This window comes from Rhizobacter sp. LjRoot28, assembly GCF_964253025.1.
Classification (GTDB): domain Bacteria; phylum Pseudomonadota; class Gammaproteobacteria; order Burkholderiales; family Burkholderiaceae_C; genus Rhizobacter.
The window spans coordinates 4,792,314-4,816,732 of sequence record NZ_CAXUQC020000001.1; the positions used below are offsets into that span (position 1 = coordinate 4,792,314).

The 24,419-nt window shown below is 68.9% G+C and carries 23 protein-coding genes; 12 read left to right on the forward strand and 11 right to left on the reverse strand.

What is annotated here, in order from left to right:
- Positions 1-68 precede the first annotated feature (68 nt).
- The 5 genes from lptB to argS form a co-directional block, all read right to left on the reverse strand.
- On the reverse strand, positions 69-824 hold the full coding sequence (lptB, locus tag ACSQ2F_RS21930) for an LPS export ABC transporter ATP-binding protein (RefSeq protein WP_436026359.1): 756 nt from the start codon (positions 822-824) through the stop codon (positions 69-71).
- On the reverse strand, positions 821-1,450 hold the full coding sequence (gene lptA / locus ACSQ2F_RS21935) for a lipopolysaccharide transport periplasmic protein LptA (RefSeq protein WP_436026360.1): 630 nt from the start codon (positions 1,448-1,450) through the stop codon (positions 821-823). The genes lptB and lptA overlap by 4 nt, the downstream gene beginning before the upstream one ends.
- Before the next feature lie 119 nt (positions 1,451-1,569).
- Positions 1,570-2,214, reverse strand: coding sequence for a thiol:disulfide interchange protein DsbA/DsbL (locus tag ACSQ2F_RS21940; RefSeq protein WP_436026361.1), 645 nt, complete (start codon positions 2,212-2,214; stop codon positions 1,570-1,572).
- Between the two features lie 63 nt (positions 2,215-2,277).
- A complete protein-coding gene (locus ACSQ2F_RS21945) occupies positions 2,278-2,895 on the reverse strand; it encodes an SPOR domain-containing protein (protein WP_436026362.1) in 618 nt (205 codons plus the stop codon).
- Between the two features lie 10 nt (positions 2,896-2,905).
- Complete coding sequence (argS, locus tag ACSQ2F_RS21950) at positions 2,906-4,591, reverse strand: arginine--tRNA ligase (protein ID WP_436026363.1); 1,686 nt, start codon at positions 4,589-4,591, stop codon at positions 2,906-2,908.
- A 141-nt stretch (positions 4,592-4,732) separates the two neighbouring features.
- Between argS and ACSQ2F_RS21955 the strand changes: the two genes are divergently transcribed.
- Together ACSQ2F_RS21955 and ACSQ2F_RS21960 are read left to right on the forward strand one after the other, a co-directional pair.
- Positions 4,733-6,091, forward strand: coding sequence for a serine/threonine-protein kinase (locus ACSQ2F_RS21955; RefSeq protein ID WP_436026364.1), 1,359 nt, complete (start codon positions 4,733-4,735; stop codon positions 6,089-6,091).
- Between the two features lie 120 nt (positions 6,092-6,211).
- Positions 6,212-6,571, forward strand: coding sequence for a hypothetical protein (locus ACSQ2F_RS21960; protein WP_436026365.1), 360 nt, complete (start codon positions 6,212-6,214; stop codon positions 6,569-6,571).
- A 22-nt stretch (positions 6,572-6,593) separates the two neighbouring features.
- Here ACSQ2F_RS21960 and ACSQ2F_RS21965 read toward each other — a convergent pair whose 3' ends face one another.
- Positions 6,594-7,508 carry a LysR family transcriptional regulator gene (locus ACSQ2F_RS21965; RefSeq protein ID WP_436026366.1) on the reverse strand — a complete coding sequence of 305 codons (915 nt, stop codon included), beginning with the start codon at positions 7,506-7,508 and terminating at the stop codon, positions 6,594-6,596.
- Positions 7,509-7,629: 121 nt separating this feature from the next.
- Between ACSQ2F_RS21965 and aceB the strand changes: the two genes are divergently transcribed.
- The 4 genes from aceB to ACSQ2F_RS21985 all read left to right on the forward strand — a co-directional run bounded on the left by aceB (position 7,630) and on the right by ACSQ2F_RS21985 (position 12,824).
- Positions 7,630-9,210 (forward strand): malate synthase A, encoded by a 1,581-nt coding sequence (aceB, locus tag ACSQ2F_RS21970; protein ID WP_436026367.1) that lies wholly within the window; start codon positions 7,630-7,632, stop codon positions 9,208-9,210.
- 102 nt (positions 9,211-9,312) lie between these two features.
- Entirely contained in the window at positions 9,313-10,767 is a 1,455-nt protein-coding gene (locus tag ACSQ2F_RS21975) for a DHA2 family efflux MFS transporter permease subunit (RefSeq protein ID WP_436026368.1), read from the forward strand.
- A gap of 63 nt (positions 10,768-10,830) precedes the next feature.
- Positions 10,831-12,060, forward strand: coding sequence for an NAD(P)/FAD-dependent oxidoreductase (locus tag ACSQ2F_RS21980; protein ID WP_436026369.1), 1,230 nt, complete (start codon positions 10,831-10,833; stop codon positions 12,058-12,060).
- Between the two features lie 8 nt (positions 12,061-12,068).
- Entirely contained in the window at positions 12,069-12,824 is a 756-nt protein-coding gene (locus ACSQ2F_RS21985) for a class II glutamine amidotransferase (RefSeq protein WP_436026370.1), read from the forward strand.
- Between the two features lie 20 nt (positions 12,825-12,844).
- Here ACSQ2F_RS21985 and ACSQ2F_RS21990 read toward each other — a convergent pair whose 3' ends face one another.
- The 3 genes from ACSQ2F_RS21990 to ACSQ2F_RS22000 form a co-directional block, all read right to left on the reverse strand.
- Positions 12,845-14,008: a diguanylate cyclase gene (locus ACSQ2F_RS21990; protein WP_436026371.1), complete on the reverse strand. Its 1,164-nt coding sequence runs from the start codon at positions 14,006-14,008 to the stop codon at positions 12,845-12,847.
- 102 nt (positions 14,009-14,110) lie between these two features.
- Complete coding sequence (gene ypfH / locus ACSQ2F_RS21995; RefSeq protein WP_436026372.1) at positions 14,111-14,935, reverse strand: esterase; 825 nt, start codon at positions 14,933-14,935, stop codon at positions 14,111-14,113.
- 402 nt (positions 14,936-15,337) lie between these two features.
- Positions 15,338-16,351, reverse strand: coding sequence for a porin (locus ACSQ2F_RS22000; RefSeq protein WP_436026373.1), 1,014 nt, complete (start codon positions 16,349-16,351; stop codon positions 15,338-15,340).
- 185 nt (positions 16,352-16,536) lie between these two features.
- Here ACSQ2F_RS22000 and ACSQ2F_RS22005 point away from each other — a divergent pair, with 185 nt between their 5' ends.
- The 6 genes from ACSQ2F_RS22005 (at position 16,537) to ACSQ2F_RS22030 (ending at position 23,412) form a co-directional block, all read left to right on the forward strand.
- Entirely contained in the window at positions 16,537-17,016 is a 480-nt protein-coding gene (locus tag ACSQ2F_RS22005; protein WP_436026374.1) for a (2Fe-2S)-binding protein, read from the forward strand.
- On the forward strand, positions 17,013-19,289 hold the full coding sequence (locus tag ACSQ2F_RS22010) for a molybdopterin cofactor-binding domain-containing protein (RefSeq protein WP_436026375.1): 2,277 nt from the start codon (positions 17,013-17,015) through the stop codon (positions 19,287-19,289). The genes ACSQ2F_RS22005 and ACSQ2F_RS22010 overlap by 4 nt, the downstream gene beginning before the upstream one ends.
- A gap of 434 nt (positions 19,290-19,723) precedes the next feature.
- Positions 19,724-20,677 carry a fasciclin domain-containing protein gene (locus tag ACSQ2F_RS22015; protein WP_436026376.1) on the forward strand — a complete coding sequence of 318 codons (954 nt, stop codon included), beginning with the start codon at positions 19,724-19,726 and terminating at the stop codon, positions 20,675-20,677.
- A gap of 81 nt (positions 20,678-20,758) precedes the next feature.
- On the forward strand, positions 20,759-21,214 hold the full coding sequence (locus ACSQ2F_RS22020; RefSeq protein WP_436026377.1) for a fasciclin domain-containing protein: 456 nt from the start codon (positions 20,759-20,761) through the stop codon (positions 21,212-21,214).
- A 548-nt stretch (positions 21,215-21,762) separates the two neighbouring features.
- Positions 21,763-22,449, forward strand: a complete 687-nt coding sequence (locus ACSQ2F_RS22025; RefSeq protein ID WP_436026378.1) for a hypothetical protein — start codon at positions 21,763-21,765, stop codon at positions 22,447-22,449.
- 9 nt (positions 22,450-22,458) lie between these two features.
- On the forward strand, positions 22,459-23,412 hold the full coding sequence (locus ACSQ2F_RS22030) for a hypothetical protein (protein WP_436026379.1): 954 nt from the start codon (positions 22,459-22,461) through the stop codon (positions 23,410-23,412).
- Between the two features lie 28 nt (positions 23,413-23,440).
- Here the strand turns inward: ACSQ2F_RS22030 and ACSQ2F_RS22035 are convergent, their stop codons facing one another.
- Positions 23,441-23,629 (reverse strand): DUF3606 domain-containing protein, encoded by a 189-nt coding sequence (locus ACSQ2F_RS22035; RefSeq protein WP_436026380.1) that lies wholly within the window; start codon positions 23,627-23,629, stop codon positions 23,441-23,443.
- Positions 23,630-23,884: 255 nt separating this feature from the next.
- A complete protein-coding gene (locus ACSQ2F_RS22040) occupies positions 23,885-24,388 on the reverse strand; it encodes a hypothetical protein (protein ID WP_436026381.1) in 504 nt (167 codons plus the stop codon).
- Positions 24,389-24,419 lie beyond the last annotated feature (31 nt).

Below are 24,419 nucleotides of genomic sequence, written 5' to 3' on the forward strand. Positions count from 1 at the left end.
GGGAGGACAGGCGGCCCGCGCCGGCGCGGCCCGGGAAGAGGCGGAAGGTACTGCTGCGCATGCCTGACTCACATCCGGAAGTGTTCGCCGAGGTACACCTTGCGCACGTCCGGGTTCTCGACGATCTCGCTCGGCGTGCCCTCGGCCAGCACACGCCCCTCGCTGATGATGTAGGCCCGGTCGCAGATGCCGAGCGTCTCCCGCACGTTGTGGTCGGTGATCAGTACGCCGATGCCACGTCCCTTCAGGAAGCCGATGATCCGCTGGATCTCGATCACGGCGATGGGGTCGACGCCCGCGAACGGTTCGTCGAGCAGGATGAAGCGAGGTTGGGTCGCCAGCGCCCGGGCGATCTCCACCCGACGCCGTTCGCCGCCGGACAGGGCAGGTGCCGGGCTGTCGCGCAGCTTCTCGATGCTGAGGTCGTTCAGCAACCCGGCCAGCAACTGGTCGATGCGTGCCTTGGACAGCGCCTTGCCGTCGGCATCGTGCTGCAGTTCCAGCACCGCCCGGATGTTCTCCTCGACGGTGAGCTTGCGGAAGATGGAGGCTTCCTGCGGCAGGTAGCTCAGGCCGAGGCGGGAGCGCTGGTGGATGGGCAGGCGCTCGACCCGCTGGCCCGCGAGGGTGATTTCGCCGGCGTCGGCCCGCACCAGCCCGACGATCATGTAGAAGCTCGTGGTCTTGCCGGCGCCGTTCGGGCCGAGCAGGCCCACCACTTCGCCGCCGTGCACCGACAGGCGAACGTCCTTGACGACCTGCCGCGCGCCGTAGGTCTTCTGCAGGCCCTGGGCGACGAGGCTGTGCGAGGCCGCCGCGTTCACGGCTGGCCTCCGGCCGGTGCCGGAGCGGGGCGGGAGGCCGCCGCGCTGGCCGCTTCGGCCGCGGCTGGCGTGCCGGCGCGTGGGGCGAGCACGGCGCGCACGCGACCGGTCGGGTTGGCCGGGGTCGCGGCCTTCGCGCCACCGGAAACGGTGAACACCTCGGCGGCGTTGTCGTAGACGATCAGGGCGCCGGACACTTCGTCGGCCACCTCAGAGCCCCGCAGGCGGCGCACATGGGCCTGGTTGATGAGGCGCAGCGTGTCGGCCTTGCTCTCGTATTCCAGGCGCTCCGCCTCGCCTTCGATGTACTCGTCGACCCCCTCGCGCTTCTGACGGAAGCGGGCCGGTTGGGCCGGCGTGCCGGTCGCGATGGCCACCTGGTAACCGTCCGCGCTTTCCCGGACCTCGATGCGATCGGCGCGCAGCATGAGCGTGCCCTTGGTCACGACCACGTTGCCGTTGAAGGTGACGATCTGCTTCTGCAGGTCGACCTTGCCCGGCTGGTCGGACTCGACCTCCATCTTCTTCAGGCGGTCGGCCCGCTCGGCCAGGACGGGCGTGGCCATCAGTGCCGCCACGAGGGCGGGTACGAGGCACCAGAGGGATTTGTAAGGGGATGAATTCATAGCGGCATGAAACTTGCAGACCATTCTAGCCACAAGTTGCATGCCGCTTGAAATAAAACTGCTCCCCTGCCTGCGGGGGAAGGGCTGCGCGGCCATCCGCCGCGAGGCCCGACCGGCGATCAGCCGCCCTTGCGCGAGCGCTCGATCAGCGCATCGGCCACCACCAGGGCCCGCTCGGGCGAGCCCGCCAGCTGGCCGGAGGTGAAGTAGCGACCGTGGATGCCCAGCGCCGGGACGCCGTCGATCTTGTAGGCGTCGACGAGGCGGCTTGCCTGCTTGGCCTTGGTGGCCACCGTGAACGAGTTGAAGACCTCGAGGAACTTGGCCTTGTCGACGCCGTTCTTCTCGACGAAGGCAAGGATATCGGCTTCCTTGTCGAGGCGCTTGCGCTCGCCGTGAATGGCCTGGAAGACCTTGCGGTGCAGTTCCTCGACCTTGCCCATGGCCTCGATCGCGTAGTAGAGGCGCTGGTGAATGGCGAAGCTCTCACGGAAGGCCACCGGCACGCGGCGGAACGCCACGTCGGCCGGGAGCTTCTTCTGCCAGGCGTCGAGCGCCGGCTCGAACGAGAAGCAATGGGGGCAGCCGTACCAGAAGAACTCGAGCACCTCGATCTTGCCCTTTTCCGTGGACAGCGGCTGGCTCAGGCGCACGTAGTCGGAGTCCTTGATCGCAGCCTGCGCGGACGCGGTCAGCGGGCTGGCCAGGGTGGACAGGCCGATGCCGAGGCCGGCGAGCTGGGCGGAAAAATCGCGACGTTTCATGTTCGGTTCCAAGCTGATGACGGGGTGTGGAGTGGGGCCCGGGCCAAAAGTTCAGGCCCGTTCCTACTTCTGGACCTGGATGAGCGCGGCGTCGACACCAGCGCCGTCCAGGCGTTCCTTCGCTGACAGCGCGTCTTCCTTCCTCTCGAACGGGCCGAGGCGCACACGGTAGACCGTGCGCCCGGACTGCTCGCGTTCCGTGACCCGCGCCGTCATGCCGAGCATGGCGAGCTTGCCCCGCTGCTGTTCGGCATCCTCGGCCCGGCCGAACGCACCGGCCTGGACGAAGTAACTGATCAACGCATCAGCGGGCGACCTGGTGGACGTGGTCGGTGCGGAAGGTGCAGCGGGCTTGTCGCCCAGGATGGCGGCAGGGTCGCGGGTCGAGGCCGGCGTGCCGGGCACGGCCGGGGGCGTTGCCGGCGGTGTGGCCGGCACGACGCCGCTCGACGAGGTGCCCGGGCGCGGCAGCGGGTTCTTGTTGGCCAGGCCGCCGTTGGGATCCCAGTTCTTGTTCTTCTCGGCCTCGGCGGCATCCTCGGCCGGGGTGCGGTGCTTCACCTTGTCCACGAAGGGCACGGGCACCTTGGCGATGTACAGCGCCACCCCGAGCGCGAGCGAGAGCCCGATCAGCAGGCCGACGATCATGCCCAGGAAAAAGCCACCACGTTGGTTCTTCATTCGTTCTCCATCACATCGAATCGGGCGCGCTCACGCCAATCATGCCGAGCGCGTTGCGCAGCACCTGCCGGGTGGCGGCCAGCAAGGCCATGCGCGCGCGCATCAGCTCGGCGTCCTCGACGAAGAAGCGCTCGGCGGCATAGTAGCTGTGGAAGGCGCTCGCCACCTCGCGCAGGTAGAAGGCGACGTCGTGCGGGGCGAGCGTGGCCGCGGCGCTTGCCAGCATGTCCGGATACTCCGCCAGCTTGAGCAGGAGCGCCGCTTCGGTCGGGGCCACCAGCCGCCCGAGGTCGGCATCCTTCAGCGTGGCGACATCGCCAGCCTGGTTGGCGGCCCAGTCGCGCAGCACCTTGCTGAGCCGGGCGTGGGCGTACTGGACGTAGAACACCGGGTTCTCGTCGTTCGTCTTCAGCGCCAGGTCGATGTCGAAGGTGAATTCGGTGTCGGCCTTGCGGCTGATGAGGAAGAAGCGGACGGCGTCCTTGCTCGTCCAGTCGATCAGGTCACGCAAGGTGATGTAGCTGCCGGCGCGCTTGGAGATCTTGACCTCCGCGCCGTCACGCACCACCCGCACCATCGTGTTGAGCACGTAGTCCGGGTAGCCTTCGGGCACGCCGGAGTTGCTCGCCTGCAGGCCGGCGCGGACGCGCGCGATGGTGCCGTGGTGGTCGGTGCCCTGCAGGTTGATCGCCTTGGTGTAGCCGCGCTCGAACTTGTTCAGGTGGTACGCGACATCGGGCACGAAGTAGGTGTACGTGCCGTCGGACTTGCGCATCACGCGGTCCTTGTCGTCGCCGTACTCCGTCGTGCGCAGCCACAGCGCGCCGTCCTGCTCGAAGGTCTTGCCGGCTTCGGTCAGGCGGGCCACCGTGGCCTCCACCGCACCGCTCGTGTAGAGGCTCGATTCCAGGAAGTAGTTGTCGAAGCGGACGGCAAAGGCCTGCAGGTCCAGGTCCTGCTCATGGCGCAGGTAGGCGACGGCGAACTGGCGGATGCCATCGAGGTCGTCGGGGTCGCCCGAGGCCGTGAACTCGCGGTCGTCGGCCTTGACGGTCTTGCCGGCCATGAAGTCGGCCGCGATGTCGGCGATGTAGTCGCCGTTGTAGGCCGACTCGGGCCAGCCCGCGTCGCCGGGCTTGAGCCCCTTGATGCGCGCCTGGGTCGAGGCCGCCAGCGTGCCGATCTGCACGCCCGCGTCGTTGTAGTAGAACTCGCGGTTGACCGTCCAGCCCTGGCTCTCGAAGAGGTTGCAGATGGCGTCGCCCAGGGCCCCCTGGCGTGCATGGCCCACGTGCAGCGGCCCGGTCGGGTTGGCCGACACGAACTCGACCACCACCCGCTGGTCCTGGGAAGGCTGGCGGCCGAAGGTGTCGGCGGCCGACAGCACCTCGGCGACCACTGCCTGCTTGGCGGCGGCCTTCAGGCGCAGGTTGATGAAACCGGGACCGGCGATCTCGAGCGCGTCCACCCAGCGGGCGACGGCGGGCTGGCGGCCGAGGGCATCGACCAGCGCCTGGGCCACCTCGCGCGGGTTCTTGCGCAGCGGTCGGGCCAGCTGCATGGCCGAGGTGATGGCGAAGTCGCCGTGGGCGGCCTGCTTGGGCAGCTCGAATGCGGGGCGCAGCGTGCTGTCGGGGCTGACTTCCGCGGTCGCGGCGGCCAGTGCCTGCAGCAATTCCTGTTTGGCTTGGATCATGGCCGGGATTCTAAGTGGCGTCTCCGGGTTCGCCCGGGGAGGGAACTGGCCTGTGAAACGTGTGTAATTTGGAAAGCCAGCGCCTGCCGGCAATGACAAGATGGAGGGCGCGGGGCCGCCAGGCCGCCCCACCCTGAACCGATGTCCACACCTTCCCCCTCCGACTTCGCCCCGATGGATGCCTTGCCGCTGCCTGCGCAGATCGGCAAGTACCCCATCATCGGCCGGCTCGGCGATGGCGCCACGAGCGAGGTGTTCCTCGGGCGCGACGAGTTCCACCAGCGTGACGTCGCCATCAAGCGGGTGCGGTCCGGCGCGGTCGACGACCCGGGCGACGGCCGCTTCTTCGAGCGCTTCTTTGCCGCCGAGGCCGCGCTCGTCGGACGCCTCAACCACCCGAACGTGGTGCAGATCTTCGATGCGGTCGCCGATCCGCGCGAGCCCTACATCGTCATGGAGTACGTGCCGGGCAGTACCCTGCGCCGCTATTGCCGGCCCGACCAGCTGCTGCCGCTCGAGCTCATCGTCGAGATCGGCTTCAAGTGCGCCATGGCGCTCGGCTACGTGTACCGCCAGGGCCTGATCCACCGCGACGTGAAGCCGGCCAACCTGCTGGCCGTCATCACCAACGGCAACATCACCGACGTCAAGGTGAGCGATTTCGGCAGTGCGCTCAACATGGCCTCCGAGACCACGCAGGTCTACCGGGTCGGCTCGCTCGCCTACATGTCGCCCGAGCAGCTCGACGGCAACACCCTCGACTGCCGCGCCGACATCTACTCGCTGGGTGCGGTGCTGTACCACCTCATCGCCGGCCGGCCCCTGTTCGACGCCGGGTCGCAGTCGGCCATGATGAACCAGATCTACACCGCCGACCCGGCCTTCCTGAGCCAGCTGCGCTCGGGGGTCGGCCCCGGCGTCGACGACGTGATCCTCACCGCCGTGGCCAAGCGCCCGGAAGATCGCTACGGCAGCTGGGAAGCCTTCGCGCAGGCGCTGTCCAGTCTCATCACCACGCAGCAGGTGCCACGCGGCCATCTGCAGGGCGTACTCGACTCCGAGCGCTTCAACCTCCTGCGCTCGCTCGACTTCTTCAGCAACTTCGGTGACGTCGAGCTCTGGGAGGTGGTGCACCGCGCACGCTGGCAGCGCTTCGCCTTCGGCCACGCGCTGTACCGGCGCGGCGAAGAGGGCACGAGTTTCCACATCATCGCCCAGGGCGAGGTGGAGGTGTTCCGCGACGGTCAGCGCGTGGCCCAGCTCGGTGCGGGCACGTCCGTCGGCGAGATGGCCTACCTGGCGCCGAGCGACGAGCTGCGCCGCCACAGCACCGACGTCATCGTCACCGAAGCCACCACCACCATCAGCTTCACCCCGGAGAACCTGGCGCAGGTCAGCCCCAACTGCCGCCACCTCTTCGACGAGGCCTTCATCCGGGTGCTGGTGCGGCGCCTGCATGCGGCGCACGAGTCGATCGCGCATCCGCGGCGCATCCTCTGAGACCGACGCGGCCGCCTGTCGGCCGCGTTACCTGCCCGTGCGTTGCCTCTGGAGCGCCTGCCGCGCATACTGCGCTGCGGGTCCTGTCCATCCCAGCGCCACCTTCACGGAGCCATTCCCATGAAACACCTGCTGTCCGCCGTCGCCATCGTCGCCGCCGCCCTGTGCCCCCCCGCGGCTTTCGCGGCCGACGCCACCTGTGACGCCCAGGCCACCGAGAAGAAGCTTGCCGGCGCTGCCAAGACCAGTTTCCTGAAGAAGTGCGAGCGGGATGCCGGTGCCTCGGCGGCCAGCGCCACCTGCGACGGCCGTGCCGCCGAGAAGAAGCTGGCCGGAGCGGCCAAGGCGAGCTTCGTCAAGAAGTGCGAGAAGGACTCGGCCGCCGAGTCGTCCCAGGCGCGCTGCGCCGTCCAGGCCGACGAGAAGAAGCTGGCTGGCGCCGCGCGCAACAGCTTCGTCAAGAAATGCGCGGCGAACTGAAGGCCTGAGGGCACCGCGCGGCTCAGCCGCCGTGCGAGCGCCAGTAAGCTTCGTCGCTGTAGGTCTGCTTGAGGAAGTCGATCCACAGGCGGACCCGCAGCGGCATGTGCCGCGCATGGGGGAACACGGCATAGATGCCGTTCGGCGGTGCGGCATAGGCGTCGAGCACGCTCACGAGCCGGCCCTGCCGGATGTCGCTCTGCACCTCCCAGGTCGAGCGCCAGGCAAGGCCGAGGCTGGCGAGGCACCAGTCGTGCAGCACCTGACCGTCGCTGCAGTCGAGCCGCCCGGCCAGGCGCAAGTGGGTGACGGCCCCGTCGATGGAGAACGCCCAGCCTCGCGTCTGGCTGGCGTCGCTCGACAGGGTCAGGCACTCGTGGCGCGCCAGGTCTTCCGGGTGGTGCGGCACGCCGGCCTTGGCGAGGTAAGCCGGGGTGGCGACGCAGAGCCGCCGGTTGTCGGCGAGGCGCACGCTGACCAGGCTGCTGTCGGGCAGGTCGCCCACCCGCACCGCGCAGTCGACTCCTTCATGAACGATGTCCACCACCCGGTCGCTCAGGTTCAGGGACACGCGCACGTCGGGATGTTCAGCGAGGTAGGTCGGCACGAGGGGTGCGACGTGCCGGCGCCCGAAGCCGGCCGGCGCGGTGATGCGCAGATGCCCGCTGGCGCGGGCGCCGCCGGCACTCACCCCGGACTCCGCCGCCGTCAGGTCGCTCAACAGGCGTTGGCAGTTCTCCAGGAACGCGCTGCCTTCGTGGGTGAGGGTGATGCGGCGCGTGGTGCGGACGAACAGCTTCACCCCCAGGCGCTCTTCCAGCGCATCGATGCGCCGCCCCATGACGGCAGGCGCCACGCCCTCGGCACGCGCGGCCGCGGTGAGACTGCCCCTGGCCGCCACCGAGACAAAGGATTCCAGCTGCTTGAATTTGTCCATGGCCAATGACTATATTCAGGAAAGTCACAAATCAAAGACTTTTCAGGCGCTTAATGGGAGAGAAGGGATGGAATAAAGTCCCGGCATACCGTTCCACCCTTCCGCCTGAAAGCACGACACCATGAGCCTTTCCCTGCCCCAGGGCATGCAGATCAACGCGCCCATCCTTCCCGGGTTCGAGACCATCCTGACGCTGCCCGCCCTCGAGCTGGTCGCGAAGCTGCATCGTCAGTTCGAGCCGACCCGGCAGGCGCTGCTGGCCAAGCGCGTCGAGCGGGCACGCGAGCTCGATGCCGGCGCCAAGCTGGACTTCCTGCCCGAGACGGCGCACATCCGCAACGGTGACTGGAAAGTGGCGCCGATCCCGGCCGCACTGCACTGCCGTCGCGTCGAGATCACGGGCCCCGTCGAGGCGAAGATGGTGATCAACGCCTTCAACTCGGGTGCCGACAGCTACATGACGGACTTCGAGGACAGCAACTCGCCGTTGTGGTCCAACCAGATCCAGGGCCAGATCAACCTCGGCCAGGCCATCCGCCGCACCCTCACGCTCGAGCAGAACGGCAAGACCTACAAGCTCAACGACAAGATCGCCACCCTGCAGGTGCGTCCGCGCGGCTGGCACCTCGACGAGAAGCACGTCACCATCGACGGCCAGCGCGTGAGCGGCGGCATCTTCGACTTCGCGCTCTTCATGTTCCACAACGCCCGGGAACAGATCGCCCGTGGTGCTGGCCCGTTCTTCTACCTGCCCAAGATGGAAAGCCATCTGGAGGCTCGCCTGTGGAACGACGTCTTCGTCGCCACGCAGAAGGAACTCGGCCTGCCGCAGGGCACCGTCAAGGCCACCGTCCTGATCGAGACGATCAACGCGGCGTTCGAGATGGAAGAGATCCTCTACGAGCTGCGCGAGCACAGTGCCGGCCTCAACGCCGGCCGCTGGGACTACATCTTCAGCTGCATCAAGAAGTTCAAGGTCGATCGCAACTTCTGCCTGGCCGACCGCGCCAAGGTCACGATGACCTCGCCCTTCATGCGCGCCTACGCGCTGCTGCTGCTCAAGACCTGCCACAAGCGCGGTGCCCCGGCGATGGGCGGGATGAGCGCGCTCATTCCGATCAAGAACGACCCGGAGAAGAACGCTGTCGCCATGGCCGGCATCATTGCCGACAAGAAGCGTGACGCGACCGACGGCTACGACGGTGGCTGGGTAGCTCACCCCGGCCTCGTTGAACCGGCGATGAAGGAATTCGTCGCCGTGCTGGGCGACCGCCCGAACCAGTTCGACAAGCAGCGCCCGGACGTCGAGGTCAAGGCCGCCGACCTGCTGAACTTCCAGCCCGAAGCCCCGATCACCGAGGCCGGCCTGCGCATGAACATCAACGTCGGCATCCACTACCTGGGCGCCTGGCTCGGCGGCAACGGCTGCGTGCCCATTCACAACCTGATGGAAGACGCGGCCACCGCCGAGATCAGCCGTTCGCAGGTGTGGCAGTGGATCCGCTCGCCCAAGGGCGTGCTGGAAGACGGCCGCAAGGTCACCGCCGATCTGGTGCGCGCCCTGGTGCCCGAGGAGCTCGCCAAGATCAAGGCCGGCGGTTTCGATGGCAAGTTCGATCGGGCCGCCGAGATCTTCACCACGATGAGCACCCAGGACGCCTTCGAGGAATTCCTGACCCTGCCGCTGTACGAAGAGATCTGAGCGTGCCGCGCCACCGGCGCACCGCGAGGTGCGGCCGGTTGAAGGCCCGGCCGGGAGGCCGGGCCGCCCCTCGCCCGAGGATGGGCTGCCGATGCGCTTAGGATGGCGAACGTGCCGTCCCACCCGTTTTCCCCCGAAGCCCTTGCCGAGCGCCACGGCGGCTCCTACCGCTGGTGGGTGCTGCTCACCGTGATGCTGGGCACCATGGCGTCCATCATGGCCTCGACCATCGTGAACGTCGCCGTGCCCGACATGAGCCACCAGTTCGCGCTCGGACAGGAGCGTGCGCAGTGGCTCTCCGCCGGCTTCATGGCCGCCATGACGATCTCCATGCTGCTCACGCCGTGGCTGCTGGATCGCTTCGGCTACCGCCGGACCTACGCCGGCGCGATGGTGCTGCTGATGCTCGGGGGCATCGGTGGCGGCCTCGGTCGCAACATCGACTGGGTGCTCGCCATGCGCGCCGCCGAAGGGCTGGCCGCCGGGGTGCTGCAACCCATCCCCGCCATCCTCATCCTGCACACCTTCGGCCGCCACGAGCAGGGCAAGGCCATGGGCATCTTCGGCTTCGGCGTGGTGCTGGCGCCGGCCATCGGCCCGAGCATCGGCGGCGTGCTGGTGGAGGGTTTCGGCTGGCGGTCGATCTTCTTCGTGGTCGTGCCGTTCTGCGTGGCCGCGCTCGCACTGGGGCAGCGCTTCCTGCCGCACAGCTCGCCGGGCAGCGCCACCATCAACGAGAGCCGGCGGCGGCTCGACTGGCCCGGCCTCGTGCTGCTCGCGGTGGCCGTGCTCTGCCTGCTCAACGGCCTGGTGCACCTGCACGACAGCGCGCACGGCACTGCCATCGCGCTGCTCGCGATCGCCACCGCGGGTGCCGCCGGCTTCCTCGTGCGGCAACGCCGGGCCGAGCACCCGATGATGCAGCTGCGCCTCTTCGGCCACCACACGTTCTCGTGGGGCGGCGTGGTCGCCTTCATCTATGGCATGGCGCTGTTCGGGTCGACCTACCTCGTCCCCGTGTTCATGCAGATCGCGCTGGCGTTGCCGCCCTCGCAGGCGGGCGCCGTGCTGCTGCCGGCCGGCTTCGTGCTGGCGCTGACCATCCCGGTGGCCGGGCGGCTGGCCGACCGCTATGCCTTCCACCGCACGCTGTCGGCCGGCGTGCTGCTGCTGGCGGTGTCGTTCTGGCTGATGATGACGGTCGGTGCCGCAACGGCCTTGCTCACCATCACCGTGTGGGCCATCGTCGGCCGCATCGGGCTCGGGCTCGTCCTGCCCTCGCTCAACCTCGGTGCCGTCCGTGCCCTGCCGATGGATCTGCTGCCGTACGGCGCGAGCGGCATCAATTTCCTGCGCCAGCTGGGCGGCGCCGTCGGCGTGAGCCTGGTCGGCATCGTGCTCGAGTGGCGCCTGCGCGTACATGCGGGCGATCCCATCCGCGGATTCCACGAGACCTTCTTCCTGCTGGGACTCATCTGCATGGGGGCGGTGCTGGCCGCGTGGCGCATGCAGCCTCGCCCGCAGGACCCGGCCGACGCGAACCCGCCACCGGCTTGAGCCGAGCACTGCGACCCGGTGAGCGTCTACGATAGCGGACACGCCCCGTTGCCGTCGCACACCATGAACCTGCCCTCCGAGCTGCTCCCCGCTTCCTGCGACGTCCTCGTGGTCGGTGCCGGTCCGGCCGGCAGCGCCACCGCCATCGAACTGGCGCGGGAAGGCCTGGACGTGGTGCTGGTCGACCAGCACGCCTTCCCGCGTGACAAGGTCTGCGGCGACGCGCTCATTCCCGACTCGCACGCTGCCCTGCAGCGGCTGGGCGTCCTGCCCGAGGTCATGGCACGGGCGCAGAGCGTGAGCCACGTCGGTTGCGTCGCGCCACGAGGTGGTCGCGTCGACGTACCGGGCCGCCTGGCCGTGCTGCCGCGCAAGGTGCTCGATGCGCTGCTGTGCGAAGCCGCCGTGCTGGCCGGCGCGCGCATGTACGCACCGCTGCGTTTCGTGGAGCCGCTCGTTGAGTTCGATCGCGTCGTCGGCGCGCGCCTGCGCGGGCGCGATGCCGTGCGCGACGTGCGCTGTCGGTGGGTGGTGCTGGCGACCGGCGCCGTGCCGCAGGCGCTGATCTCCGCCGGCGTCTGCGAGCGCCAGCTGCCGAGCGGGATCGCGCTGCGGGGCTATGTGCGCAACCCGCGCATGGCGGGCCGCATCGGCACGCTCGACATCGTCTGGCACAAGGCTCTGCGGCCCGGCTATGGGTGGTTGTTTCCCTGCGGGGAGGGCCTGTTCAACATCGGCGTGGGCGTGGCGCAGAGCCACACCGCCCGCCCGGGCGGCGGCACGGCCAAGCGTGGCGATGTCAACCTGCGGGACTTGTTCGACACCTTCACGTCACTGCACGCCCCGGCCCGCGATCTCATGGCCGACGGCGAGTGGGAAGGCGAGCTCAAGGGGGCGCCCCTGCGCTGCTCGCTGACGGGCGCGGCCTTCTCGCGCCCCGGGCTGCTGGTCACCGGCGAGGCGGCCGGCAGCACGTACTCCTTCACCGGGGAGGGCATCGGCAAGGCACTCGAGACCGGCATGCTGTGCGCCGAAGCCATCATCGTGGGCGGCGATGACGACGCGATGACCCGCAGCGACTACGCCAGCCGCCTTGCCCGTCTCAAGCCGCGCTTCGACCTGTACGAGCGCGCCAACCAGGTCAATGCCCATCCCTGGCTGGCCGACCTGCTGGTGTGGCGGGCGCGCAAGAACCCGCGCATCGTCGAGCGCATGGCCGGCGTGCTCGAAGAAACCAGCAACCCGGGCAACCTCGTCAGCCTGCGCGGTGTGGCGCGGCTCTTCACGTTGTAGGTCGCGCCATGTGCCAGCTGCTCGGAATGAATGCCAACACGCCGACCGACCTGGTCTTCAGCTTCACCGGCTTCGCCCGGCGGGCCGAGGAACACAAGGACGGCTTCGGCATCGCCTTCTTCGAGGGCGCGGGCGCGCGGCTCTTCGTGGACGCGCAAAGCGCCAGCGTCTCGCCGGTGGCGCAGATGGTGCGCAGCTACCCCATCCGCAGCGGGCATGTCATCGCCCACATCCGCAAGGCCACCCAGGGCGAGGTGCGGCTCGAGAACACCCATCCCTTCGTTCGGGAGCTGTGGGGCCGCTACTGGGTGTTCGCCCACAACGGCAACCTCGTGGACTTTCATCCGGTGCTGCACGGCGCCTTCCGTCCGGTGGGTGCGACCGACAGCGAGCGCGCGTTCTGCTGGCTGATGCAGGAGTTGGCCAAGGCCCACGCCCGCATGCCCGCCGTGCCGGAGCTCACGGCCACGCTGGCCGAACTGGTGCCCCGGGTCGCCCGGCACGGCACCTTCAACTTCATGCTGAGCCAGGGCGATGCCCTCTGGGCCCATTGCTCCACGAAACTGCACTACGTCGAACGCCGACATCCCTTCGGCCACGCGCGCCTGCAGGACGAGGACATGAGCGTGGACTTCGCCACCGTCACCACGCCGGACGATCGGGTGGCGGTCGTCGTGACCGAGCCGCTGACGCAGGACGAGCGGTGGACGTCGATGCAGCCGGGCGAGCTGAAGGTGTTCGTGGACGGGCGCGCCGTGGATTGAGGGGGGCACGGTCAGGTCGCTCAGCGCCCGTCCGTCCCGCTCCGCTCGCCGGTGGCCACCTTCTGCCGCTTCTTCTCGGCGTACGACATGGCGTCGGCGGCCCGCATCAAGGCATCGAAGGGAATGTCGCCAGGGGTCGACGCGAAGCCGATCGAGGCGCCGACGCGAACGGTCGCGCCGCCTTCCAGGGCAACCGGCTCCCCAATGGCGAGACCGATGCGCGCGGCGATGGCACGCAGACGCTCCTCGCTCAACAAGCCGGGCAGGACCACGACGAACTCATCGCCGCCGGGCCGCACGACGAGGTCCTTGTCACGGCACTGCTGCATCAGGCGGGCCGCCACGGCCCGCAGCACCTCGTCCCCTGCCGCGTGGCCGTGCTGGTCGTTGACGGGCTTGAAACTGTCGAGGTCGCACACCATCACGGCGAAGGGCTGGCCTGACAATTCCTTCACGCGACGGTCGAGCGCGCGCCGGTTGGCCAGGCCGGTGAGGGGATCGAGGTCGGCATTGGCGGACAGTCGCTCGATCCGGGCCTCGCCCACCCCGACCAGCCGCGATGCGTAGGCGATGGTCCAGAGGATGAAGCCGATGAACAGGGCAACGGCCACGCCGGCCCCGGCCTTCACGGCGTCCAGGCGGGCATCGCGTTCGGCGCGGTAGCGCGTCAGCGCCTCACGCTCGGCGAGCTCCATCTCATCCAGCACTTTTCGCAACCGCTGGCTCGCATCGATGCTGACGCGGGCCTGCATGCTGCGCCTGAGCGCTTCCGGGCCGTCTCGCTCCGCGATCACGCGCGAGCTGCGGTACCAGCCGAGAATTTCCACCGTTTCAGCGGAGGCCTCGGTGGCACGCGCCGCCTGTGCGGGATCGAAGGCGACCCTCGCCTCCAGTCGGCGCAGCGCCAGGGCCGATTCATCGGCGGCGGCGTTCAAGCGGTCGAGAAACAGGGGCTGAGCCGAGAGCGTGTAGTTGCGAAGCGCCAGGCCCCCGCGCAGCACGGAGTTGCGCACCTCGTCGATTTCGTCGAGCACCTCGTGCGTGTGGTCGACCCAGCGGTCGGCGGTGCGGAAGTCGCGAGCGCTGCCATAGAGCAGCGCCGTACTGCCGACGACCAGCACGAGCGCCACCGTCTGGGTGAGCTGGACGACGCGTGCGATGCGTCTGAACGAGTTGTTGGGCATGAACCTCGGGACTCTACCGGGGGGCGTGCCCGCCGCCGGTCATTCGTCCGTGGACCTTTCCACGAACTCCCGGCCATCATGCCGTACCGGCGGCCGTTCGGCTCAGCCCTCCTCGTCGCTGTCGCAGGCGGTCCGGCGGGTGCCGCCGCCCAGTTCCGTGCTCGACGCCTGCCGTGGCAGCACGGGGGCTTCGGCCATGGCCTGTCGCCACACCTTCTTGGGGATGAAGGTGCGCAGCTGTTCCACCGCCTTGGCGATGAGCTTGGGATGAAGTTCATGGCCGATGCCGGGAAGGATGTCCGCGGTGACATCGCCGCCGAGAGCGACCAGGCGCTCGGCCGCGTCGATGGCCGGGCCGGGTGGCACCACGCGGTCGGTCATGCCGTGCAGCAGGTGCACCGTGGTGTCTTCAGGGGCATGCTCGGGCGCCGTGGCATGGCGCCCCGAGAGGGCCACCACGCGGCCGGCCAGGTGAGGCTCCTCCTGGACGGCTTCGAGCGACATGATGGCGCCCTGCGAGAAGCCGAACAGGGCCGTGTGCTGCCACGGCACGGCGAAGCGGGCGGTGAGCCAGCGCACGACCGCGATGAAGTCGGGCAGTGCGGCGGCCACCCGCTCCTTGCGCAGTGCTTCATCGAGTCCCTGGGGCGAGAACCACTGGTACCCGGCCCGCCCGGACGTGGGCCCCTCGTACGGCCGCGGCGCATTGACGCTCACCACGGCGGCCTGCGGGTACTCGGCCGCCAGGCGCTCCGCGAGCGGCTTCATGGCCTCGGCGCTCAGGCCGACGCCGTGCGACAGGATGAACAGCAGCGTGGCCGGTTCAGGGGTGGCGGGCCAGCGGACCAGCGCGTTCCGGCCCATGACGGTCTCGAGGGATTCAGCGCCGGGCTGGTGAGTCCAGGGCGGACGGGGATCAGTGCTCATCGGCAGGGCTCTTGCGGATTCGTTGGAGGCGGCGTCCGGTGCAGGACAGCGCCCGAGGTGGCTGGTGCGCTCCACGGCGCCTGGCTTGCCGGCCATCGAGCCGGTCTTGCGAGCGCAGGAACCGGGTCCTGCACCGGCTTGGCGTAGCCACGCTGGTGGCGGCAGGCGCCGTGCCACCCGCCTGCGACTCGAGGGCCGGCGCGGCGGCCTCCAGGGATCGAGGCGTGGCGAAAGGGGGGCGTGCGGGCAACAGGCATCGGAGGTTGCGCCGCAAGGGCCGTCGACGAGGCCCGCGCGCGGCGCATGCCACCATGGTACGCCGCGGCCGAAGCGGTCGGTCGCGAGGGCTTTTGGTCCCCGGTGCACGGGCGCCCTCCCGCGGCCCGTGCGCTCGCCGGGCGGTCAGTAGGTCAGGCGAATGCCGGCGGCGTAGCTGCTGCCGTCTTCCAGGCCGGTCACCTTGTCGCTCATCGCCGCGACGTAGACGTCGGTCCGCTTGGACAGGTTGTAGTCGTAGCCGATGGTCGTGGTCTTGCGCGTCACGTCCACGCCGGTGGCTTCACGTTCCACGTGGCCGTAGGCGAGTTGCACCCGGCCGTTGCCCAGCGGCGCGGTGGCGCCGAGCAGGTAGATGTTCGACTTGAGCGCAGCGGCGCCCTTGTCCTTCACCTGGCCGGCCTGGCCGAAGAGCTTGACCACCTTGAAGTCGTAGGTGGCGCCGACCTGCAGGGCCTCTTGCTTGTCCACGCCCGCCGGCAGTCCGCCGCTCCCGTTCTTCACGCTCTGGTAAGCCACGGTGCCGGCGAAGTCGCCCTTGAAGTACATCACGTTGCCGCCGAGGTTGTTGCCCTTGGAGGTGGGGGCGTTCTCGCCGGTGTTGGCCAGCAGGTTCACGCTGAGGCCGTCGTAGGTGTTGCTCTTGTAGGCGATCGAGTTGCTCCAGCCCGAGTCACCGCGCAGCGCGCCGCCCACCTGGAAGTAGTGGAGGATGCTGGGCGAGAAGGTGAACGAATCGCCGAACGGGTTGAAGACCAGCGTGGAGACGAAGAACGGCGTGGTGTTGCGGCCGAGCGTGGTCGAGCCGAAGGCACCCTTCAGGCCGACGTAGGCACTGCGGGCCCAGAAGGCATCGCCGTCGAAGCGGCCTGCGGCCCCGACATCGGGCCGCATGAAGTGCTCGAGCATGAACACGGCGCTGACGCCACCGCCCAGGTCTTCCGCGCCCTTGAAGCCGACGAAGCTCGTCGTCATGTCGCCGCTGGCGACGGCCTTGTTGCGCACGCCACCGGGTGTCTTGTACGAACCCACCGAGCCGTCCATCAGGCCGTAGATGCTGACGGTGGATTGGGCGAAGGCGGATGCGCCGGCGCAGGCGAGGGCCGCAGCGACGGCCACGGCACGGAAGGAACTGCTCATGAAGGACTCCAGTAGAGGTCTTGGGATGCGAACGAAAAACCAGGCTTGCAGGTAGCGCTCATGCAAGCTGCGTACCCGATTGTCACATTCGTTGCTTCCGTGTCGCGCTTCACGGCAGCGCATGGGGGCCTTCCAGTCAGAATGTCACCCTGTTCGAAACGCCCGCCATCGCCGCGGGCCGTCGCATGAACCTTCACCTCAACGGCGAACCCCGCGCCCTGCCTGACACCGCCGTCGATCCCGACATGCCCCTGTTGTGGGTGCTTCGCGATGTGCTGCACCTCACCGGCACGAAGTTCGGCTGCGGCGTGGCCGCCTGCGGTGCCTGCACGGTACATGTCGACGGGCAGGCCGTGCGCGCCTGCGTGACGCCGCTGGCGGCGGTGGAAGGCAAGGCGGTGCGCACCATCGAAGCGCTCGGCGAGCCCGAGCGTCCGCACGCCCTGCAGGAAGCGTGGATCACCCATCAGGTGCCCCAGTGCGGCTATTGCCAGAGCGGCATGCTCATGGCGGCCGCCGCCTTGCTGTCCCGCAACCGCGATCCGAGCGACGCACAGATCGACGCGGCCATCACCAACCTGTGCCGCTGCGGCACCTATCCCCGCATCCGCGAGGCCATCAAGACCGCGGCCCGCCAGCTGCGCGGCGGGGCTGCTGCCGGATGAAGCGGCGCAGCCTGCTCGTCGGTGGCCTCGGGGCGGGCGGCGCGCTGCTGGTCGGTTGGAGCCTGCTGCCGCCGCGCAGCCGGCTGGGCCGTGCCGTGCGGGGTGCTGCGGCGGATGGTGCCGTCGCGCTCAACGGATGGCTCAAGGTGCTGCCTGACGGCACGGTGCAATTGGCCATGCCGCGTAGCGAAATGGGGCAGGGCGTCCACACCGCGCTCGCCATGCTGGTGGCCGAGGAACTCGACCTGCCCCTGCACCGCGTGCGCCTCGTGCCCGCCGGTCCGGACCGCATCTTCGGCAACGTCGCGTTGTTCGTCGCGAGCCTGCCATTGCATCCCTCGGCCCTGGAGCCCGATGTGCAGACGGGCACCGTTCGCGCCACCCGCTGGATGGTCGCCAAGGTGGCCACCGAACTCGGCCTGTCGGTCACCGGCGGCTCGTCGAGCGTCGCCGATGCCTGGGAGGTGCTCCGACTGGTGGCGGCCACCGCGCGTGCGCAGTTGCTCGGTGCCGCCTCGCTGCGCTGGCGCCATCCCGTGGCCGAACTCAGCATCGAACGCGGTGTGGTGAAGCACGGCTCCGGCCTGCGCGCCCATTTTGGCGAACTCGCCAGCGTCGCTGCCGCCACGCCGGCGTCGGACGTCCGGTTGAAGCCGCGGCGCGACTGGACGCTCATCGGCACGGCGGCGCCTCGCATCGACCTCCCGGCCAAGGTGAACGGCTCGGCCCGTTTCGGCATGGACGTGCGGCTGCCTGATCAGCTCTTCGCGGTGGTGCGCCATGCACCGATGTTCGATGGCAGCGTGGGCCGGCTCGATGCCACGGCGGCGATGCGCCTGCCCGGAGTGGAGCGTGTCGTGCGCCTGCGCCGGTTCGCCGGGTCCGAGGCCGGCGTGGCCGTGATCGGCAGCACGTACTGGCACGCCCTGCGCGGCGCGCGCGCCCTCGAGCTGACGTGGCAGGCCCCGCCCGCCGGGTCGCCCGATTCCGATCGCATCATGGTCCGGCTCGAACGCACGGCCCGGCAGGCGGCTGCCTCCGGCGCGGGTTTCGAGTTCCATGGCCAGGGCGATGCGGCGGGCGTGCAGGCGGGCGCGGCGCGCCGCCTCACCGCCCTCTATCGAGCCCCTTACCTGGCCCATGCGGCCATGGAGCCGATCAACTGCACCGCGCGGGTCAGCGAGGGCCGGGTCGAGGTGTGGGCGCCTACCCAGTTTCCCTCGGCCGCGCGCGCACTGGCCGCCGAGGTGGCGGGCGTCGCTCTCGACCACGTCACCTTGCACGTGACCTACCTCGGCGGCGGCTTCGGCCGCCGGCTGGATGTCGACTATGTCGGGCAGGCCGTGCGCGTCGCCATGGAGGCCAATGGGCGCCCGGTCCAGCTCGTGTGGCCGCGCGAGGAGGACATGTCGCACGACTTCTACCGCCCGGCGGCCGTGGCGGAGCTGCGCGGGGGCCTGGATGCGAACGGCAACCTGCTGGCGCTGAGCATCACCAGCGCGGGCGATGCCATCACCCCGCGCTGGCTCGAGCGCACCGTGCCGTCGCTGTCCGCCACCGACACCCCGGACCGCAGCAACAGCGAAGGCTTGTTCGACCTGCCCTACGCGATCCCCAACCAGCGCATGGCCCATGTGGCCACCCGAAGCGGCGTGCCCGTGGGTTACTGGCGCTCCGTCGGGCACTCGCACAACGCCTTCTTCAGCGAAGGCTTCATCGATGAACTGGCTGCGGCCGCAGGGCAAGACCCACTGGCCTTCCGGCTCTCCATGCTGGAGCAGCAACCCCGCCACACCGCCGTGCTGCAACTGGCCGCCGAACGTGCGGGTTGGGGCAGCGCGCTGCCGCCCGGCCGGGCTCGCGGCCTGGCGCTGCACGAGAGTTTCGGCAGCATCGTGGCGCAGGTGGTCGAAGTGGGCCTCGTCGACGGAAAACCGCGGGTGATCCGCGTCGTGTGCGCAGCGGACGTCGGCACCGTCGTCAACCCGACGATCGTCGCGCAGCAGCTCGAAGGCGCCATCGTCTTCGGTCTGTGCGCCGCCCTTAATCAGCGCATCGACATCCGCTCGGGCGTCGTTCAGCAGCAGAACTTCCACGACTACCGCCTTCTCTCCCTCGCGGAAACGCCGCGCATCGAAACGCACCTCGTCGACAGCGACCGCCCGCCGGGCGGTGTGGGTGAGCCGGGTACGCCCCCGGTGGCCCCGGCCGTGGCGAACGCCGTGTTCGCTCTCACGGGACAGCGGCTGAGGAGTCTTCCGCTCGCGCTGTGAAGCGCGTGAGGGGCCGCGATGCCGCGACCCCTCATCAAACCTTCAAGACTTTGCGAACCGGGGCGCTCGAACGAGTGCGGCGTCTTATCGCGTGCAACGCCAGGCACGTGCGCAACTGGCAGGCGCCATCCCCTGGCTGACAGCACGGGAATCGCGTCGCCGCGGGGCGGGCCGGTGCGACACGGGGTCTGAGCGGTCAAGGGCGAACTTTCCGGGCGCCATCCCTTGCCTCCCATGGACCGCCCGTTCAATGCCCACGGACAGAGTGTGGAATGAACTGATCAGTTGCAACGGTGAACTGAGCAGTTCATACTGAAGTCTCTTTAGTCACATCCGTCCAGGACGAGGGGGACGCCGAGGTCACTGGCCACGGCGTTCGACATCCCGACACGGCCGCGACTGAAGGCAACCACAACCCTGACTCGGAGGCTCACATGGCAAATTGGCTCAATCGGCTGCTGGCAACGACCGCAGTCGTGGCGCTCTCGGCGTGCGGTGGCGACGACGACCCTGCACCCGTCGCGCCGTCCGGCAACATCGTCCAGGTCGCTCAGGCGAACGGTTTCAACGCCCTCGCAGCGGCGGCCACGAAAGCGGGCCTCGTGCCCACGCTCAGCGACAACAGCGCGAGCCTGACCGTGTTCGCCCCGACGGACGCCGCGTTCAACACGCTGGCCACCCAGCTCGGCTTCGCAGACGCCACGGCGATGGTCAATGCCCTGCCGTCGTCCGCCCTGGCCAGCGTGCTGACCTATCACGTCGTGCCGGCCCGCAAGACCGCCGCTGAACTCGCCGCTGGCGGAGCCACCGTGGCAACGGCCTACCGCTTCGAGAACTCGCCCGCCACGCTGGCCCTGAACACCGCGTCCGGCGTGGTGATCACCGACGGCGCCCTCACCACCGCCCGCGTGACCACGGCTGACGTGCCGGCGACCAACGGCATCGTCCATGCAGTGGACAAGGTGCTCGTGCCTCCGGGCGTGCTGAACGTCGTCCAGATGGCGCAAGTCAATCCGCTCTTCACGAGCCTCGTGGGCGCCGTGGTGAAGGCGGACCTGCAGGCCACGTTGAGTGGTGCAGGTCCTTTCACGGTCTTTGCGCCCACCAACGATGCCTTCGCGGCCATTGCCTCCACCACGGCGGGCTTGAGCAATGCGCAACTCGCGCGCGTGCTGACCTATCACGTGCTGCCGAGCCAGGTGCTGGCGGCCGACATCCCCTTCGGCACTCCGGTCACGACCGTGGCGGGCGAGAACATCACCATCAATGCCAGCCCACTGACCATCACCGATACCACGCCGACGCCCGCGCCAATCGTCGCGACCAACGTGCGCGCCAGCAACGGCGTCATCCATGTCGTCGGCAAGGTGCTGATTCCCTCGCTCTGAGTCCATCGAAGGAGCGTGCCGCCTGCGGCCGCTCCAGCCCACCCTCCGCCCTCGCGGGCAACCCTTGAAAGAAGGATCACCATGAAGAAGACCTTGATCGCGCTTGCCCTGTCGGTCGGCGCCTCGTTCGCCGCCCAGGCGAAAGACATCGTCGACACCGCCGTCGGCGCCGGCAACTTCAAGACCCTTGCCGCGGCCCTCCAGGCGGCCGGCCTTGTCGATACGCTGAAGGGCCCCGGCCCGTTCACCGTCTTCGCGCCGACCGACGAGGCGTTCGCCAAGATCCCGAAGGCTCAGCTCGACGCTCTGCTGAAGGACAAGGCCAAGCTGACCGCCGTGCTGACGTACCACGTGGTGCCGGGCACGGTGCTGGCCAAGGACGTCAAGGCCGGCCCGGTCAAGACCGTGCAGGGCAGCGCGCTGACCGTGACCACGGCCAGCGGGGTCAAGGTCGACAACGCCAGCGTCACCGCCACCGACATCGTCGCGGACAACGGCGTCATCCACGTCATCGACAGCGTCGTGATGCCGAAGTGATGCTGGTGTGAACACGGCGGCCAGGTTGCTTCGCGCTGCCTGGCCGCCGGCTGTTCCGAGCTGCCCGAGCGCATGACGGGCCGATCGGACTAGCCGACCTGACTATCGCGCCGCGTTCTGACTCGAAGGCTGAACTCCACCGGCATCGCGACTTTCACTGACCATCGGTCGTCGAACCGCCGGTCCCGGCCGATGTTGGTTTGATGAGGGAGCGGGCGCTCCGGGGATCCCAACCGTTGCGACGGTGGGCCGATGAAGAGGTTGCGGGTTTCGTGCGCAATGTCACGAGGGGTCGTCATTGCCGCCGGAGCGGCGAGTCGACGCGGTGACTCAACACGAAAGGTCCACCTACACTCGCCGCCGAATCGTGTAGTCAACGGGGTCAAGGCCGACAGAGCCGCGCACCTCGCAGGGAGGGGAGGTGGCGGACCGCCAGTGGTCCGCGGCCGGACTGCGAGCGCCGTGCTGGAGATGTGAAGCCGCCCGTTGGCCATGCAGGCCATCCGGCCACCGCCCTCGGCGGTTCCCTCCACCTCTCTCAGGACATCATGAATCAACGTCTCGCCGCCCTCCTGCTGGTCGCCTCGGCCGCGCTCGCAGGCTGTGCCACTCCGCCCCAACCGCCTCTTGCCATGAAGGCGGAGATGCTGTCGTCCAAGGCGCGCGTCGGCGTGGCGATGTCGCCCCTGCCAAAGGTCGACACCCGCTTCCCCGGGGCCGACTGCCTGCTCTGTCTGGCGGCCGCATCGGTGGCCAACAATTCGATGACCAACCATGTCCAGGCGCTCAAGGCGGATGAGCTGCTGGAACTGAAGCTGGAAGTGGCCGAGCTGCTCAAGGGCAAGGGGCTGGAGCCACGCGTCATCGACGAACCCATCGAACTCAAGAAGCTTCCCGAAGTCGACGCAAAACCCGGTTTTGCGCGTCGCGACTTCGCCGCCTTGAAGGCCAAGTACGGCGTCGACAAGCTGTTCTTCATTGACGTGACCGCCGTGGGCGTGTGGCGCAACTACGCCTCGTACATTCCCGTGGCCGAGCCGAAGGCCACCGTGCAGGGCGCGGGCTACGTGATCGACCTCAACACCGGCGCCTATGACTGGTATGCACCGATCGCAATCTTCAAGGCCGGGGCGGGACGGTGGGACGAGCCGCCGGCATTCCCGGGTCTGACGAACGCTTACTACCAGGCCATCGAGGCCGCCAAGGACACCGTCACCGGTCCCTTGGCCAACTGAGCGTCACGCATGCTCGTCACCTCCCACCGCGGGCTTCCGCGCCTGCTGGTCAGTCTTGCCTGGTGCCTCGCGACCGCGTCGGTCGCGGCATCCGTCGATCCGATCGTCGCAGTGCCCTTGGCCACGGATGGCTTCGTCTTAAAGGTTCCGGACAGCGCACAGGTCCGATTCCAGGGCATGCTTGATCCCGACCGGTTGGGCGGGGCCGCCGGCACCATGGCGTATCCCAGCGTGGGGGGTGGCTTGGTCGGTGCGCTGGCGGCTGTTGCCACGCACGCCGTCATCGTGAACAGCAGCAACAGCAGTCGCCGCAGCGAGGCGCAGGTGGTCGCGGACCGAGTCCTCGACCCCTACAAGGCGTCGGTTGCCGAGGTCACGCATGATGCGCTGCTGCAGGCCGCGACCGCGCCACTGGCCGTACCGGGAATCAGGCGGCAGACCACCGACCTGCCGGCAGGCGGCTGGCTGGTTCACAGCGCGCCCGTGTTCTCCATGAGCCTCGGCGCCAACGCGCTGGTGCTGGAGAACGAATTGACCGTGCGGTCGGTGGAGCGGCCCGATGACATCCGCTATCAAGCCGTGATCAAGGTCGTCTCCGCCCCGCGCGACCCGGACATGGACGCGCAAGCGTACTGGAGCGATGCACAGGAACAGCGTCTCCAGCGGATCAGTCTGGCGATGTACACGCATTCATTGAGGCTGCTGATCGAGGCGGCCTCGTTCGAAGGCAAGCTCGCACCGCAAAAGAGCGTCCGGTATGTGCAGGGCGATGTGACCAAGGTGGAACGCGGTCACCTCATTCGCCAGCAATGCGGCCGGGCGGTGCTGCGAACCCTCCGGGGCGGGTGGATGTCCGTGCCGTTGCGGCCAGCGCCCGTCCCGCCGGTCGCGCCCGCTTCGGCCGCGGAGCCCGACATGGTACCGGCGCCCGACGCCTGCGGGGACGGCGGGTACGCACTCTGAGAGAGGCGCCCGCCGGCGCCTTCCGCGATCAGCCGGAGTGCTCGGTGCGCTCGCTGTTCGTGGTCGACCGCACCCCTTTCAGGTGCTGCTCGACATCGGCCGCCAGCGGGCCCACTGCCTCGACCGCTTCCTTCACCTGCTGCGGGCTGACGTCCAGCTTGTCGGCCCATTCGTGCAGTGAGTCGTCGCGGTTCACATCGATCTTCAGTTCGCTCATGTCGGTCTCCGGTAGAGGGATGCTTCGATCATGGGCCTGGGCGCGGCGGCGCGGTGCCCGCCAAGGGCGGGTTTGAAGGTGCGGGTCGTCCGACAGCGCTGTGGTGCCGGCCCCCGGACTGCGCGCAGCCACGGGCAGGTCCGGCTCGTTCGCCATCAGGCGGATCGACCCACTCAACCCCTCCGAGCCGCCTCGCCTGCTGCACGCGGGCGAAGGCCTCGACCGCTCGACATGCTGGCTGGCGTCCGCGGGCCGTCACCCCTCGTCGTCGCCGCCCATCACGAACCAGCGGGTCGCCATGACCATCAATGCGACCAGGCCGCTGGCAAGACACGCCATGTGAAGCGCGCTGAGCGGAATGGCGCTCCACAGCGCGTTGCTTGCGGCGAAGGGTTGCAGCGGCTCGATGTCGCCGTGCATCACGCTGTCGAGCACCACGTGGGAGTAGGCGCCGAGCGCGGCCCCCAGGAAAACCTGCCGCAGGCCCAAGGGACGCCATCGCCAGAGGTGCTGCAGGCGTGCGCGCCGGGCCAGCGCTCGCGCCAGGAGGAAGACCACGGCCATGGCGACGATGACGATCGTCGCGCCGACGTAGGTGTGCAGGAACGCATGCACCGGATGCCGGTCGTGAACCAGGTTGTAGAGAGACTCGAGGTCGATGAGCACGTTGGCGGCGCAGAACGACAGGAAGCTGACCTGCCGCGGGGCGACGGCGTGCAGCAACGCGCCGGGGCCGAAATGGAAGGGGGTGAAGGGCATGGTGGACGCTCGAGGCAATCCCGCATCATGC